Annotated in this window: 14 protein-coding genes; 13 read left to right on the top strand and 1 reads right to left on the bottom strand. The window is 49.2% G+C overall.

Translation table 11 applies throughout. The annotated features are described in order from the left end of the window. Window positions 1-172: 172 nt before the first annotated feature. The 13 genes from NQD60_RS04590 (at window position 173) to NQD60_RS04650 (ending at window position 14,059) form a co-directional block, all read left to right on the top strand. A complete protein-coding gene (locus NQD60_RS04590) occupies window positions 173-1,306 on the top strand; it encodes an FAD-dependent oxidoreductase (RefSeq protein ID WP_257101270.1) in 1,134 nt (377 codons plus the stop codon). Between the two features lie 3 nt (window positions 1,307-1,309). Beyond that, complete coding sequence (thiS, locus tag NQD60_RS04595; protein ID WP_257099826.1) at window positions 1,310-1,507, top strand: sulfur carrier protein ThiS; 198 nt, start codon at window positions 1,310-1,312, stop codon at window positions 1,505-1,507. A gap of 56 nt (window positions 1,508-1,563) precedes the next feature. Continuing rightward, window positions 1,564-2,379 carry a thiazole synthase gene (locus NQD60_RS04600; protein ID WP_223691103.1) on the top strand — a complete coding sequence of 272 codons (816 nt, stop codon included), beginning with the start codon at window positions 1,564-1,566 and terminating at the stop codon, window positions 2,377-2,379. A 14-nt stretch (window positions 2,380-2,393) separates the two neighbouring features. After that, on the top strand, window positions 2,394-3,530 hold the full coding sequence (gene thiE, locus NQD60_RS04605) for a thiamine phosphate synthase (protein ID WP_257099827.1): 1,137 nt from the start codon (window positions 2,394-2,396) through the stop codon (window positions 3,528-3,530). A gap of 101 nt (window positions 3,531-3,631) precedes the next feature. After that, window positions 3,632-5,008, top strand: a complete 1,377-nt coding sequence (locus tag NQD60_RS04610; protein ID WP_257099828.1) for a GNAT family N-acetyltransferase — start codon at window positions 3,632-3,634, stop codon at window positions 5,006-5,008. A gap of 304 nt (window positions 5,009-5,312) precedes the next feature. Then, complete coding sequence (locus NQD60_RS04615) at window positions 5,313-6,422, top strand: ABC transporter ATP-binding protein (RefSeq protein ID WP_257099829.1); 1,110 nt, start codon at window positions 5,313-5,315, stop codon at window positions 6,420-6,422. Next, a complete protein-coding gene (locus NQD60_RS04620; protein ID WP_223691107.1) occupies window positions 6,419-7,336 on the top strand; it encodes an ABC transporter permease in 918 nt (305 codons plus the stop codon). Before NQD60_RS04615 ends, NQD60_RS04620 begins: the two co-directional genes overlap by 4 nt. Then, window positions 7,323-8,111 (top strand): ABC transporter permease, encoded by a 789-nt coding sequence (locus tag NQD60_RS04625; RefSeq protein WP_257099830.1) that lies wholly within the window; start codon window positions 7,323-7,325, stop codon window positions 8,109-8,111. The genes NQD60_RS04620 and NQD60_RS04625 overlap by 14 nt, the downstream gene beginning before the upstream one ends. Window positions 8,112-8,137: 26 nt before the next feature. Further along, window positions 8,138-9,205 carry an extracellular solute-binding protein gene (locus NQD60_RS04630; protein WP_223691109.1) on the top strand — a complete coding sequence of 356 codons (1,068 nt, stop codon included), beginning with the start codon at window positions 8,138-8,140 and terminating at the stop codon, window positions 9,203-9,205. A 166-nt stretch (window positions 9,206-9,371) separates the two neighbouring features. After that, a complete protein-coding gene (locus tag NQD60_RS04635) occupies window positions 9,372-10,430 on the top strand; it encodes an extracellular solute-binding protein (protein WP_257099831.1) in 1,059 nt (352 codons plus the stop codon). Window positions 10,431-10,664: 234 nt separating this feature from the next. After that, window positions 10,665-11,957 carry a 2-hydroxycarboxylate transporter family protein gene (locus NQD60_RS04640; RefSeq protein WP_257099832.1) on the top strand — a complete coding sequence of 431 codons (1,293 nt, stop codon included), beginning with the start codon at window positions 10,665-10,667 and terminating at the stop codon, window positions 11,955-11,957. 85 nt (window positions 11,958-12,042) lie between these two features. Next, window positions 12,043-13,161: an aromatic ring-hydroxylating dioxygenase subunit alpha gene (locus NQD60_RS04645; RefSeq protein WP_257099833.1), complete on the top strand. Its 1,119-nt coding sequence runs from the start codon at window positions 12,043-12,045 to the stop codon at window positions 13,159-13,161. A 13-nt stretch (window positions 13,162-13,174) separates the two neighbouring features. Further along, window positions 13,175-14,059, top strand: coding sequence for a sulfurtransferase (locus tag NQD60_RS04650; protein ID WP_257099834.1), 885 nt, complete (start codon window positions 13,175-13,177; stop codon window positions 14,057-14,059). Here NQD60_RS04650 and NQD60_RS04655 read toward each other — a convergent pair. Continuing rightward, window positions 14,010-15,077 (bottom strand): SDR family oxidoreductase, encoded by a 1,068-nt coding sequence (locus NQD60_RS04655; RefSeq protein WP_257099835.1) that lies wholly within the window; start codon window positions 15,075-15,077, stop codon window positions 14,010-14,012. The two genes, NQD60_RS04650 and NQD60_RS04655, sit on opposite strands and share 50 nt — an antisense overlap. Window positions 15,078-15,086 lie beyond the last annotated feature (9 nt).

Below are 15,086 nucleotides of genomic sequence, written 5' to 3' on the forward strand. Positions count from 1 at the left end.
CGAGTTGAGCGGACTGAGCTTTAACCATGGGTTTTCAAATTGGACCAAATTCCATATTATATGCTGATGTTTAGGTTAAATTAATGGCCTAATCGTGTTCGGTATGCTTTCTTTTCGGTTTAATGCTTAAATTTTGAAAACTATTCCTCAAACAGATACGGCTCGTGCCGCTCTGCACGCAGTTGCCACCTCGCCTGAGATTGCCATTATCGGCGGTGGACTGGTGGGCCGCTTAATCGGCTGGCAGTTGGCTCGTAGCGGGCGCCGAGTGGTACTTTATGAACGGGGAGATGCGGCTGGCAGCCAGGCCGCCGCCTGGGTCGCAGCCGGTATGTTAGCGCCGCTGGCGGAAGCTGCGCTCTCTGAAGCCTTGATTGCCGAGCTCGGCATGGAGTCGCTTGAACTCTGGCCGACGATCTTGGCTAAATTGCCAGAGCCAGTATTTTTTCAGCGCCATGGCACCCTGGTCATCTGGCATACGGTAGATCGTACCCAGGCCCAGTTATTTGAACAGGGCATGCGCGCTCATCTGTCCGCTGACCTGCAACAACACGGTATTATTAAGCTGCAAGGTGCAGCGATGCAAGCCACTGAGCCGGCGCTGGGCGCGCGCTTTTCGCAAGCCCTGCTGCTGCCGCACGAAGGTCAACTCGACAACCGACAACTGCTCACCGCTTTAGCCGCAGGACTGGCCCAGCATCAGGCCGAGTTGCACTGGGGGACGACGATTGACGATCGCGCGTTACCTAGCGCTGGCCTGGTGATAGACTGCCGCGGACTGGGCGCCCAACAAAGCTGGCCCGCCTTACGTGGCGTGCGCGGCGAAGTCATCCGGATCCATGCTCCAGGCATTGGCCTGAGCCGACCGATACGGCTTCTGCATCCACGTTACCCGCTGTATATTGCCCCGAAAGAAAACGATGTATACGTGATTGGCGCCACTGAAATTGAAAGCGAAGATCAATCAGCTGTCAGTGTGCGCAGTGCGCTTGAATTATTAAGCGCCGCTTTTTCGGTACACCCAGCATTTGGTGAAGCACGGATTCTTGAGTTCAATACCCAATGCCGCCCAACTTTGCCGGATCACCTGCCCGCCATTACCTGGGATGGAGCACGTATACTACGCATTAACGGCTTATCTCGGCATGGCTATTTAATTGCGCCGGCCATCTGCCAGCAAGCGCTCGCTATGATTGAGCGGCTGCTTGACGGCACCATCGTCAATGCCGATACATTTAACGTATGGCGCCAGCAGACACGCTGGCCCAGCTTATTTCAAACAACTCATCTGCCCGCTATAGGTTAATTTATGCAAGTTCTACTTAATCAACGCTCTTTCGAGCTACTCCCCAGCGCCAGCTTGGCCGATGCCCTGGCGGCATTCGGTGCGCATCCGCCGTTTGCAGCAGCGGTTAATGGGGTCTTTGTGGCCCAGGCAGATTATTTTCAGCATCTGCTCAAAGATGGCGATTGCATCGATGTAGTGCAGCCGGTTATGGGCGGATAAAAAATTAAAAAAGTTGATAACAATCATTTATTTACAACATATATCTTGAGTATTCAATGAACTTGATCACACCTCCTGACGACACCTTAACGCTCTACGGCCAAACCTTTTGCAGCCGTGTATTGCTCGGTACCGCCCGTTATCCATCATTACAAATTCTTAGTGATTCCATTGAAGCCGCGCAGCCGGCGTTATTGACGGTTGCCTTACGCCGCCAGATGAGTGCAGCAGCATCGGACACCGGTTTTTTCACCACGCTTAAAAACCATGCGATCCCTTTTTTACCTAACACCGCGGGCTGCCATACCGTGCCAGAAGTGCTCGCCACGGCTGAGATGGCGCGCGAAGTGTTTGGCACGGACTGGATCAAGCTCGAACTGATTGGTGATGACTACACCTTACAACCCGATACCATCGGCTTAGTCGAGGCCGCGGCCAAGCTCGTGCAAGCAGGCTTTAAAGTGCTGCCCTATTGCACCGAGGATCTGGTGGTTGGACAACGCTTGCTGGATGCGGGTTGCGAGGTGCTGATGCCATGGGGCGCACCGATTGGCACCGGCAAAGGCATCGTTAATCCTTATGGTTTACGTTTATTACGCGAACGACTGCCTGACGTGCCGTTAATCGTCGATGCTGGCCTTGGCGTCCCCTCCCATGCGTGTCAAGTGATGGAATGGGGCTTTGATGCCGTGCTATTAAATACTGCCGTCTCGCAAGCCACTTACCCGGTACAAATGGCACGCGCGTTTACTGAAGCAGTCCAGGCCGGTCGTCGTGCTTATTTAGCTGGACCGATGCCGGTACGCGATAGCGCGCAGGCCAGTACCCCGGTAGTCGGCATGCCGTTTTGGCATCAAGCTCCAACGCCATAAGAACAACCTAAAATATGAACGGGCAAACCTCTGCACACGCGTTATCGAGCCACATAACATTTTGGCCGCCTGCGGCCCCGCTGCTAGCCGCAACCATGCGTATTCGCGCTGATTTAGGCCAGTGGCCATCGCCTGCTGTACGGTGGCGTTTATGCAGCACTCTGCCCCAGTCTATTGACGCGAATGATTTAATCATTCTGCATAGCGACACGCTTACGAAGGATGCCGATCAGCATGAGCCCGGCCATTTTGCTGCAGCCGCTGGCGTACTCACCGTAACAGCTGAAACCATCACCCTGCGACTTGGCGGCACAGTCTATCCATTAGCCGGTGAACGATCAGACGATTGGCTCGCAGCGCTTGCTGCATTTCTTGATTGTGGTTTTATGCCGCCTGATGCGCTGGTCCTGGCCCATGCCTGGCGTGAACCTCATCGAGCGGAGAGCAATGCCTGGCCGGTTGACTATACTGACTTTCCGCGCGTGCTGGGGCTCGCTGCAGTGCGCCCCAGCATACCCTTTGCTGCCTGCCCTTGGCAACTCGGACTCTATCCCGTTGTAGCCAGTGCCGATTGGGTCGAACGCTTGCTTGAGTTAGGCGTCAAGACGATTCAATTGCGCGCCAAAACCCTCGAGCACGCGGCGCTCCAAGCAGAAATCAAACGGGCCGTACAGGCAGCCCGCCACTATCATGCGCGGCTGTTTATTAACGACCACTGGCAGTTGGCGATTGAGGCGGGCGCTTATGGGGTTCATCTGGGCCAAGAGGATCTACAGACAGCGCAGTTGCAGACGATTGCCAACGCAGGCTTGCGGCTTGGGCTATCGACCCATGGCTATTATGAAATGCTGGCTGCGTGCCACCTCCAACCCAGCTATATTGCATTAGGTGCCGTATTTGCGACCACCACCAAATCCATGCCAACCGCGCCGCAAGGGTTAACTCGGCTTGCGTACTATGTGCAGTTACTTAAAAAACAGGTACCCTTGGTGGCCATTGGCGGGATTGATGAGACGGTACTCGCTGACGTATTAGCCACCGGCGTGGGCAGCGCAGCCGTCGTGCGGGCGATCACTGAAGCAGGTGACTTGCGAAAAGCGGTTGCGACTTTGCAACACGCTTTTGTGCGAAACCATGATTTGGACAAGTAAACTCCTAGCGTCAAGCCAAAATCTACCTCGGAACGCTGCCAACCAGCCATTACATGCCGCCAGGCACGCTGCTTAACTTCGAATTTTAAGGATTTTAAAGAATGTCGTTTGAATTCAGAAAAATCGATGCAAACGATATAGGGGATTTTTACGATATCCGTTTTTCTGTATCGGAAAATAAAATTTGTTCGCATCAAGTTCATTTACTCGATAGAGATCGAATTCTGCAGATTTTTCAGGAGGAAGGTAGCTGGATTTGCCTGGATGGAGCGAAAAAGGTTGGAGTTTGCTGCGGGACGCTGAACCCTTATCCCCATATTTTCGGGCTCTTTATCCGGCCTGAATACGAAGGGCAAGGCATCGGCGAACACTTATTATCTAACTGTCTGGCGTGGTTTCATGCAAAAGGGGTCAATGAGGCCATGTCGCCCGCTAATGCGCCCGCACCGCTGCAGGCGATTGCCGTCGCGGTCACAGTCGGCGGGAAAATCGGCATTCCTGCGCAGACCATCCTGGCCAATAGCGGGGTGACGCTAGATGATCTGCAAAATCCAGATAAAATGAAGATGGTGACCCATCAGCAAGAACTCTCGGTATTTGGCAATATATTAACTGCTAGCCAAGACTCATCCGTTGGCTTACTGATTGGCAAATCGCTTGATCTCTATACGTATGGCATTCTCGGCGCAACCATGATGGCGGCACCGACGCTAGGCGATGCGTTGCAGTGCTTATTCGATTTTCCATTACTGCCCGTGTGCTACTTCAAACAAAGCTTACGGATTGAAGGCGAAATGGCCGTCGCCATTGCTAGCGACTATCGTTATCGACCAGACTTAATGGTCGTCAATACAGATATGTGCCTGGCGTCATGGCATATGCAAATGAGCGATGTTTTAGGTCAGCCACTCGCCATTGAGCGGCTCACTTTTGCCTATAAAGAATACCCTACGCACGCGTCTCTTTATCCTAAACTATTTGGTTGCGAGGCCCAATTTGGGGCGCCGGAAAATGCCATGTACTTTCCGGCTAAGCTGCTCACCATGCCACTCCCTCGAGCGAATCCCATCCAATATCATATGATGAGGGAGTACTGCGAACATTTGCATAAGGATTGGGCCGCAAAACAGGTCCATGACATTACCACGCAAGTATTATTACTATTGCGCTCTAGTCCGAGTCGCTATGGTTCTTTAAATCTGGTTGCCGAAACCTTACATATGTCTCCCAAAACGCTCAGCCGGCGGCTTGAGCAGTCGAATAGTGCATTTCAACACCTATTGGATCGTGCTCGACACGATTTAGCATTAGACTATCTGGCGCATACTGTCTTGCCCATCAGTGAAATTGCTGAAACACTTGGTTATGCCGAGACCTCCAGCTTCCGGCGCGCATTTTTACGCTGGACGGGCCAATCTCCTGCCGGCTGCCGCGCTGCTATCGTTGGTGCAGACCAAGAAGAAACAAAACACCGGTAACCAAAAAGACCGTGCCGTACTGTGCTAGTCTATATGTCAAGGATTCCTCAACTTTGCATGGTATTATAAATATTTAAGCCTCTTTTTGTGGATGCTTTTTTTACTCACTTTGTCTAAAATTACCGCATGAATGTCCATTTATGATTCCCCTTCCCTGGCGATCAACTGATAGCATTTCCGCTGCCTCTGAGAGGGGCTATACTTACCTGTATTAAAAGTAAGTAACCCAATGGAAGTGTTTGATTTTTACGAAATTTCATAGAAGTCTTTATTACATCATATGAGACAGGTCACACAGATTAAATTGACAAAAACATCCGAAATAGCTTCTATCAAGAAAGAAGAGGGCAGCTTGCTTGCTACCCAACCCGTTTGTCTTACCATTAATGAATTAAGTTTTTCTTATTTTGGACAAATGGGTAGCACGTTACTCGATAACATTTCATTAAAAATATATAAGAACGAGTTTTTTACTTTACTGGGCCCGTCTGGTTGCGGCAAAACGACCCTGTTGCGTCTGATTGCAGGTTTCCAGCAACAAATTTCTGGCCAAATTTTGCTTGGCAGCCAGTCTTTGACTGAAAAACCTCCGTTTCAACGCCCAGTCAACACGGTTTTTCAAAATTACGCCTTGTTTCCACACTTGACCGTTGCCCAAAACGTAGCCTTCGGTCTGGAAATGAAAAAGTTCTCTGCCACGGCAATTAAGACAACAGTTAGCGATATGTTGTCATTAGTTAAACTAAAAAGTGAAGCGCACCACTACCCTCGAGAGTTGTCCGGCGGCCAGCAGCAGCGCGCGGCGCTTGCCAGAGCCCTTGCCGCGCGTCCAGAGTTATTACTGCTTGATGAGCCTCTGTCTGCGCTTGATTTAAAACTGCGCAAAGAAATGCAAAGAGAACTTAAACGTCTACAGCATGAAACTGGCATTACTTTTCTGTTTGTGACCCATAACCAGGACGAAGCGCTCTCCATGTCGGATCGTATCGGGGTGATGGTAGATGGGCAAATCCAGCAAATCGGCACTCCAGCAGAAATCTATAACCGCCCTGTCAATCGCTGCGTTGCCGAATTTATCGGCGATATCAATTTTCTGGATGGCGTAGCCGGCCAAGGTCACGTTACCCTGGCAGGTGGCCATTCGCTGCCGGTTCAAACCAATCAAGACGGATTTGTTACGCTCGCCTTTCGTCCCGAGCACGCCACCTTAAATCAACAATCCGGTCTGTTTTCTGGCCGTCTCAAAGAAATTCTTTATTTTGGCACAAGTACAGTCTATTACGTAGAATGTGAAGGGCAACCGTTAATTCGAGTAAGGTCGCAAAATATAGCAGAGGGACACGCACCGTTTGTGATCGGTGAAAAAGTCTATGTGCAAATTCCGCGACATGCTTTCCGGGTACTTATGCCATGAATCTTTGGGCTAATTTAAATCAATATCGACGACGGCTATTGTTACTGAGTCCAGTACTTCTGCTGCTATTTGGTGGCATGGTATTGCCGATGACGATTATGGCCGTTGCCTCATTATCAGGCGCGGCAGATTATGGCGGCGTATCATGGGGAAAATTCTCCGCAGCAGCCTATGGTCAATTCCTATTTGAACGAAATTTTGATGACCAATTAGTCTTTAACTCAGGGTACTTGCTGATTTTTTTACGTTCATTCGAACTCGCTACCCTGACCACATTAGGCTGCCTCATTTTAGGCTTTCCCACCGCCCTGTTCATTGCCTTACAACCTATACAGCGGCGCAATACCCTGTTGATTCTAGTCAGTATTCCATTTTGGACAAATTTACTGGTCCGCATCTACGCCTGGATTGTATTGCTGCGCGATGGCGGTAATATTGAGCAGGTATTACATCGGCTGAATCTCACCACTGGCCCGCTTGGCTTAATGTACACCGACACAGCCACCGCAATTGGCTTGCTCTATGCCTTTTTACCCTTCATGATTTTGCCAATCTATGCGAGCTTGGAAAGACTAGACTGGCGTTTAGTTGATGCTGCGCGCGATTTAGGCGCAAATAGTTGGCACGTGTTGCGGCGCATCATTATACCGTTAGCTCTACCGGGCATTATCTCGGGCTGTACACTCGTTTTTGTCCCTGCCTTAGGCATGTACATCATCCCTAACCTGTTAGGCGGGAGCAAATTTTTGATGATTGGTAATTTGATTCACTTGCAGTTTACTAATGCACACAATTGGCCGTTGGGTGCAGCCCTGAGCTTCGTTTTATTGGGACTCGTTCTATTAGGCATGCTCGTGCGTAAAGTGCGCTTTATAAAAACTAAAACCCGAGGGCAAACGCATGAATACGTCTAAATGGCATTCTTTCCCTGGCATTCAGACAATCGCTGTTTTTGTCTTTTTATTTTTATATATCCCAATCATCGTCATCGTCCTATTGAGTTTCAATCAAGGCGATCTGGCAACCATTTGGCAAGGTTTTGGTTTCAACGGATATGCCGAAATTTGGCGAGACCCTTACCTCATCCGCGCAGCCCAAAATTCATTTATGGTGGCATTAATCGCGATGTTGTGTTCAACGTTAGCCGCCACGCTTGCCGCCCTTGCCTTGCGGGGACGTAATTTTATCGGCAAATCAGCGATCGTCGCCTTGATTGGTTTACCTTTGCTGGTGCCAGGTATCGTAATTGCCGTCGCAACCCTGATGTTTTTTTCTTTTGCTGGCTTAGAGCTCAGTCTGACAACCATTCTTATCGCCCATATCGTTTTTTGTATCCCGTTTGCTTATTTGCCTATTCACGCACGTTTATCCAGAATTGATGCTAATTTGATCGAAGCGGCAGGAGACCTTTACGCTAATCCCTGGCAGGCTTTTTGGCGGATTACCTGGCCGCAATTGTTGCCCGGCGTAGCAGCAGGTGCCCTACTCGCCTTCATTACGTCAATGGATGACTTTATTATTACTTATTTTGTTGCGGGCCCCGGCGCGACAACTTTACCAGTTTACATTTTCGGGGCGATCAGGCGTGGCATCTCACCTAAAATTAATGCGGTTTCAACCCTTATTTTAGGGATCTCGGTACTGTTTGTGACCCTGTCGTATTTTATTGGGCGGCAAACTCAAAAGTGAAATTTTTTTCGGGAGATTTTGAAATCATGAAGATACTAAAATGGTCAATTGTAAGTCTCTTGCTCGGCTTATATAGTGTGACGAACGCAGCAGAAGCTAAGGTTAAAAATTCAGCCCGTAAACTCCATTTTGCTAGCGCACAAAATTATTATCCACCCGAACTCTTGCAAAAATTCGAGCAAGAAACAGGCATAAAAACCACCTTCAGCACCTATGATAGCGATGGGACTTTGGCGGCTAAATTGAATGCCGGGGGCAAAGTATACGATGTTATCATCGTCAATGAAGCGTATGTACCTACCCTAGTTAACAGCGGGTCAATTGGGAAGTTAGACAAGACAAAACTGCCGAACTTCAAAAATGTCCAGGCCGAATACCGCGCTCCATCGTTTGACCCAAAGCGGGAATACACGATGCCCTATACCGCGATTTTGACTAGCTTCGCCTATGATTCTAGCCGCGTTCCTGGCGGTAAGCTGGAAGATAGCTGGGGCGCTTTTTTTCATCCAGATAAAGCCTTATGGGGAAAAATTGCTAATTTAGATGAACGAGATGATCTGTATATTGCTGCCGCTTGGTATCTTGGCCTAGACGAATGCACCGAGAACGCGAAAGATGCCGAGAAGGTGCTTACATTACTACGCGAACAGAAACCCTACGTGATGACTTATAGCAATGATGGGACAACGGCTCGGATGGCGAATCAAGAAGTCATTATGCAGCAAATATGGAATGGCGTTGCGGTCCGAGTGCGGTCGAAACTACCGACTACTGTATTTGTTTATCCCAAAGAAGGCGTGATTCTTTCGCGGGATAATTTTGCGATACCAGACAAAGCCAAAAATATGGATGCAGCGCATCAATTTATTAATTGGATGCTACAGCCAGAAAACATCGCTCAAGTTTCTAATAAATACAGATATAGCAATGCCATCATAGGAGCTGATAAATTCATCGACCCTGACTTAGCCAATGATCCGGCATTTACGCCTCCGGCAAAATTTCGTGACCGCATTAGGCCGTTTAAGCTTTGTTCACCTAAAGGATTGGCTTTGCGCAACAAGGTTTGGGTTAAATTAAAGATGAAGAGCTAAGGTCACCTAGGTCAGATACTTCAGTCACCTCAATCAGAACAGCACCCGATCACGATGCTTATCAGCAAAGGCAAACTATATGAATAGTCTTATCCGTCTATCTGTTCTGAATGCTAGACCCGCATTGATTGGGGCAAGTATGCGTGACTTTGCATTCATCTAAACTATGAAAATACTTAAACACTGCTTGCTGGCCAGCTTACTCTTTGGCTTACATGGCATCGGCAATCAAGTCGCCGTGGCCGGCACGCTGCAAATTGCTAGCTGGCCAGATTATTACCCCCCTGAACTGCTCAAAAAATTTGAGCGGGAGACAGGAATCAAAGCGGTACTAGATAGCTATGACAGTGACGCTACGTTAACCACCAAACTAAAATCGGGGGGGTGGTATGATGTCGTCATAGTGGCGGACATTTATGTCTCCATTCTTAAGCGAGATGGTTTGCTAATGAAGTTAGATAAAAGCAGACTACCCAACCTCGAGAATGTTAAACCTGAATACCGCTCGCCATCATTCGATCCAAACCGCGATTTTGCACTACCTTATACCCTGGTTTTGACCAGCTTTGTTTATGACTCAGCGCGCGTTCCTGGTGGCAAGCTAGAAGAGAGTTGGGCATCTTTTTTCAGACCAGATAAAATGTTACATGGCAAAATTGCCAACTTGGATGAGCGAGATGATCTGTATAAGGCTGCCTCTTGGTACATTGGACAGGATGAGTGTTCCGAAAGTCGTGAGGATGCAAAACGCGTGCTTGAAGTTTTGCAAAAACAAAAGCCCTATGTGTTGACGTACAGTAACGATGGACCCATTGAGCGCATGTTAAGCAAGGAAGTGATTATTCAACAAATCTGGAATGGCGCAGCCGTTCGAGTTAGGCCTAAGCTAGCCAGCGCAGTATTCGCCTACCCCAAAGAAGGGGTGGCTCTGTCAATGGACAATTTTGTAGTACCCGCTAAGGCTAAAAATGTGAATGAAGCCTATCGATTTGTTAATTGGATGCTACTACCAGAAAACATTGCTGAAGTTTCCAATAAATATAAATACGATAATGCGATTATTGGTGCAGAGAGATATATGGATACTAAATTAACCGATGATCCCGCATTTCGTATCCCGGAAGAGTTTCAAAGCCGAATTAAACCATTCAAGCTTTGCTCGCCTAAAGCATTAGCTTTACGCAATAAGGTTTGGATGCAATTGAAAAAATCTGGAGGCCATTAAACAATTAATGGCCATTGAATTTGCTCTGGCCAGATGCTTGGCGGCTATATCGACCAGGGCTACACTTAATTCCTATTGATAGGCAAAAGGATAAGAAAATTGCATCACAGCATAAACAAAAGTGATTTACTCGATCTAAGCTCTCCGTCATCGAGCGGGGCTCTCGAGGCTCTAGGGCTGTATACGACACTTTTAGTCCCCGCCTCACATAGATCCAGGCAAACACCATCGACATTGGCTCCTGTAAACCGCTGGTGGCAATTAATGGATACTGGCGTCGGCATCATCCCGCTACCGATTTATTGCGTGCTTTTTGCTGTCTTGGGTATTCTCTTCGCCATCGACGCATTCTCCAGCGAAATCTCGCTCATCTTTGCGCTGCTGGCGGTGCTGGGTTTTAGCTGTGCTGAATTAGGCGCGCGCATACCAGGCTTGCGGAAAATTGGCGGGGCGGTCATCGTCACCACTTTGCTGCCGTCATGCCTGGTGCATTACTCGCTCCTGCCAAGCAAATTAGTGCAGTCCATTACCGAGTTCTGGTATGCGACCAATATTCTCTATTTGTTTACCGCGGCCGTTATTGTCGGCGGTATTCTGAGCATGGACCGGCGCCTGTTGATTAAAGGTTTTGCTAAGCTCTTTATCCCACTGGCCGCCGGCTCAATTGCCGCCGCTATCGTGGGCACCCTAACGGGTATGGCGCTTGGGCTGAACGCACACCATGCCTTTTTTTATCTGGTTATGCCCATCATGGCCGGCGGCCTCGGTGAAGGCGGCATTCCATTGACGCTAGGGTATGCGGCGATCTTACAGGTCTCACAACCCGAGTTGCTGGCGCAGATCGTGCCGCCCGTTGTACTCGGCAATCTAACCGCAATTGTCTGCGCGTCAATCCTTCATCAACTCGGCAAACGCTATCCCCAGTATAGCGGAAATGGCCATTTACTCACCCTCCCTATTACCGAATCATCTGACGAGAAAAATCCGTTTTCCTTTACGATCGAAAAACTCGCGGCGGCGGGGATGATTGCCCTCAGCTTGTATTTGGCCGGCGTTGTGATCTATCAATTCACCGGCTTGCCCGCCCCGCTAGGCATGCTATTACTCACGGTCATTATTAAATTAGCGCGTATTGTCTCACCTGAATTTGAACAGGGCGCGCATGCCATGTATCGTTTTTTTGCGGTATCCTCAGCCTATCCAATTTTGTTTGGGATTGGTTTGATTCTCACGCCTTGGGATGTGTTTTTAACCGCCCTAACACCGGCGCATTTTGTTACGATCTTCGCTACGGTCGTCACCTTAACCACCGTTGGCTTTTTCGTTGGACGCTGGGCGGGTTTGCATCCAATTGAAAGCGCGATCGTGAATGCCTGTCATAGCGGCATGGGTAGCGTCGGAGATATGGCGATTTTGACTTCGGCCCACCGTATGCAACTCATGCCTTTTGCACAGCTTGCGACCCGCATTGGGGGCGCCTTGACGGTGGTCGTCGCGCTGCTTATCTTTAGTCAATGGACCGGGTGACGAAGAGCGCATTATTATTTCCGCATGGCTGAGCATCATTCGATTAAGAGAGAGGTATAATCGCTGGCTTTTAATCGAAAAGTAGATGTCTGATTTAAGCTGCACCTGGCTCCAATCATCTGATGGGCAACCCCCTGTTGGCGCTTATTTTGACGAGAAGTTCTACCAGCACGAACTGCAAACGCTGTTTAAATGCGGCCCGCGCTATATGGGCCACGAATTAATGGTGCCTGAGATTGGCGATTACTTTTCGCTGCCAAACGAACGCGATGCGCGCGTGCTGGTGCGCCAAAAAAACCGGACCGTCGAGCTTTTATCGAATGTGTGTCGTCATCGCCAAGCCATCTTGTTAGAGGGCCAAGGCCAAACAGAAAACATCGTATGCCCGCTCCATCGTTGGACTTACGCGTTAAATGGCGAGCTCCTGGGCGCGCCACACTTTGCTGAAAATCCCTGCCTAAATCTTGACCGCACCCCTCTGCATAACTGGCGTGGCTTGTTATTTGATGCTAATGGACGTGATCCACAGCATGATTTGGCCACGCTCTCCAATGCCTACTTCGATTTTTCGGAGTATCGCTTCGATCATGTTGAAGTCCACGAATGCAATTACAATTGGAAAACCTTCGTCGAAGTTTACCTAGAAGATTACCATGTGGCGCCGTTTCATCCTGGCTTGAGCCACTTTGTCTCCTGCGACCAGTTAGAATGGCAATTCGGCGATTGGTATAACGTGCAAACAGTCGGCGTGCATCAAGCGCTGGCGCAAGCTGGCAGCCCAGCCTATCGCAAATGGCAAAACGCCCTGCTACGTTTTGGCGCAGGCCAAGCACCAAAGCATGGCGCAATTTGGATGATGTACTACCCGAATTTGATGATTGAATGGTATCCCTATGCGCTGGTGGTCTCAACGCTGATACCGCGCGGCCCTCGTCGTACAACCAATATCATTGAATTCTATTACCCAGAAGAAATCGCCCTGTTTGAGCCCGAATTAATTGCGGCCGAACGCGCAGCGTATATGGAAACCGTCGCCGAAGATGATGAGATCGCCAGACGCATGGATGCAGGGCGTGAAGCCTTGCTGGAGCGCGGTATGTCTCAGGTCGGCCCGTATCAGAGCCCGTTAGAAGATGGTATGCGGCATTTTCATCAGTTCTTGCGGCGCAAATTATGTAATATAGAGGAGAATTTAGCTGCGTGAGGGAGCATTCTCTATGTCTATTCATCGCTATACAACGTTAATCAGTGCCACCAATCTTGCCGCATTGATCGCCAGCGGATCCGAAACCATGACTATTTTTGATTGTCGTTTCGATCTGACCGACGAAAATGCCGGCAAGCTTGCTTATGAGGCCGATCACCTGCCCGGCGCGCACTATGTACATCTTGCCAACGAGCTGTCTGGACCTTGTACGGGGCAAAATGGCCGTCACCCACTGCCCGAACGCACAACGCTTGCCCAACAGCTAGCCGCTTGCGGCCTACACAATAACCATCAAGTAATTGCTTATGATGCGCAGGGTGGGATCTTTGCGGCACGCTTATGGTGGCTATTACGTTGGCTGGGTCATGAAGCCGTTGCGGTGCTTGATGGCGGTTTGCAAGCATGGCAAAAAGCGAATCTGCCACTTTCTAGTACACGGCCCATAGCACGATCAGGTGACTTTGAACCTACGGCACCGCTTGCAGTCACTACCGATGTCACCACCGTGATGCGTAATCTGAGTACGCATGAATATACCCTCATCGATGCGCGTTCCGCCGCTCGTTACCGCGGTCAGAATGAAACGCTTGATGCCGTTGGCGGGCATATTCCAGGGGCCATCAATCGATTTTATAAAGATAATCTGACGGCAGATGGCCACTTTAAACCAGCGCACGTTTTACGCGACGAATTCAATTCGCTGTTGGATAAAAAGCCAGCACAACGGGTTATCTTACAATGCGGATCAGGCGTTTCTGCATGCTTAAATGCGTTAGCCATGGAAATTGCCGGTTTGCATGGGGCTGCGCTTTACGCTGGTTCGTGGAGTGAGTGGTGTGCTGATCCTACGCGACCCGTTGCGACTGGGTATACCCATGCAAAAGTCGCTCCATGATCAAGTCTCCCACTGGGGAGCACTCATATGCGTGATCTAGCGCCTGGTCCAAGCATGAGCGGTCAAACTGCCACTCTATTTCTAAATGGGGGGCTATATTTTCAAAGGCCTTGGCCACTTGCTGTTCCAAGATGGTTTCTGGTGAGCCATAAGAAACCATGACACCGAAAAAACGACCTATAAAGGAAACTATCTCAGCGGTACTTTTACCTAGCCCATTGGAACAATGAAAGATCTCGAATATACGCGATACGCCTTGCCGCTCCGATAACGCGATCGCCTGATCAACCAGCCGGTTCACTGGGATAAAATCGAGCCGCGCTGAATAATTCAATGGGAGCCTGATGGTTTGCACACCAGCCTCCTGTAGAGTCTTTATAATTTTGACAAACATATAGAAGCCAAAATCACTCTTAACCCATCCAGTCTTTTCATGGCCGACAATCACTGTCGGGCGAAAAATCGTTACTGGTAAAACACCATTAGCAGATAACAATGCTAAAGACTGTTCTGCGCACCGCTTGCTGAGTTGATAAGGATTAATACAGTCGCTAGCAAAGTTAAGGGTCTCCAAGGCTTTGCCACCCGAGATTCCTGCTACATATGCTGTAGACACATAGTAAAAGCGCTTACATTTCGTGGCAAATTTAGCGATGCACTGATACAGAGCGATTGTCGTACTTGCATTCGTTCTTAGCGATTCCACTAACCTATCTATGGAAAAACTCATTTCCGCTGCGACATGCCAAACCTCGCTAATTTCGGCCAAATAATGTGGTGTTAGGTTAAGGCATGGATTGTGCTCATCGCTTTCAACCACATGCACATTGCGTTCGATTAGAGATTCAGCAAAATCAAGGCCGAAACCCTCTGCAGCAGCGCGTATCGCTGTGCGTGTACGCTCACCATTCGGGTCATTTCGCACTAATGCAATAACTTGCACAGACCTTGTCAATAAATTTGCCGCCAGAGCACTGCCAACAAAGCCCGTGGCACCTGTAATCAAAATGGTTTTCATGTCATATTC

Origin of the sequence: Mycoavidus sp. SF9855, assembly GCF_024582735.1 — a bacterium.
GTDB lineage: Bacteria > Pseudomonadota > Gammaproteobacteria > Burkholderiales > Burkholderiaceae > Mycoavidus.

Excerpts from the sequence above, each read along its gene's own strand:
- NQD60_RS04610 (WP_257099828.1), top strand. The coding sequence starts at position 3,632 with ATGTCGTTTGAATTCAGAAAAATCGATGCAAACGATATAGGGGATTTT.
- NQD60_RS04600 (WP_223691103.1), top strand. The coding sequence starts at position 1,564 with ATGAACTTGATCACACCTCCTGACGACACCTTAACGCTCTACGGCCAA.
- NQD60_RS04630 (WP_223691109.1), top strand. The coding sequence starts at position 8,138 with ATGAAGATACTAAAATGGTCAATTGTAAGTCTCTTGCTCGGCTTATAT.
- NQD60_RS04620 (WP_223691107.1), top strand. The coding sequence starts at position 6,419 with ATGAATCTTTGGGCTAATTTAAATCAATATCGACGACGGCTATTGTTA.
- NQD60_RS04650 (WP_257099834.1), top strand. The coding sequence starts at position 13,175 with ATGTCTATTCATCGCTATACAACGTTAATCAGTGCCACCAATCTTGCC.
- NQD60_RS04625 (WP_257099830.1), top strand. The coding sequence starts at position 7,323 with ATGAATACGTCTAAATGGCATTCTTTCCCTGGCATTCAGACAATCGCT.
- thiS (WP_257099826.1), top strand. The coding sequence starts at position 1,310 with ATGCAAGTTCTACTTAATCAACGCTCTTTCGAGCTACTCCCCAGCGCC.
- NQD60_RS04655 (WP_257099835.1), bottom strand. The coding sequence starts at position 15,077 with ATGAAAACCATTTTGATTACAGGTGCCACGGGCTTTGTTGGCAGTGCT.
- NQD60_RS04635 (WP_257099831.1), top strand. The coding sequence starts at position 9,372 with ATGAAAATACTTAAACACTGCTTGCTGGCCAGCTTACTCTTTGGCTTA.
- NQD60_RS04645 (WP_257099833.1), top strand. The coding sequence starts at position 12,043 with ATGTCTGATTTAAGCTGCACCTGGCTCCAATCATCTGATGGGCAACCC.
- thiE (WP_257099827.1), top strand. The coding sequence starts at position 2,394 with ATGAACGGGCAAACCTCTGCACACGCGTTATCGAGCCACATAACATTT.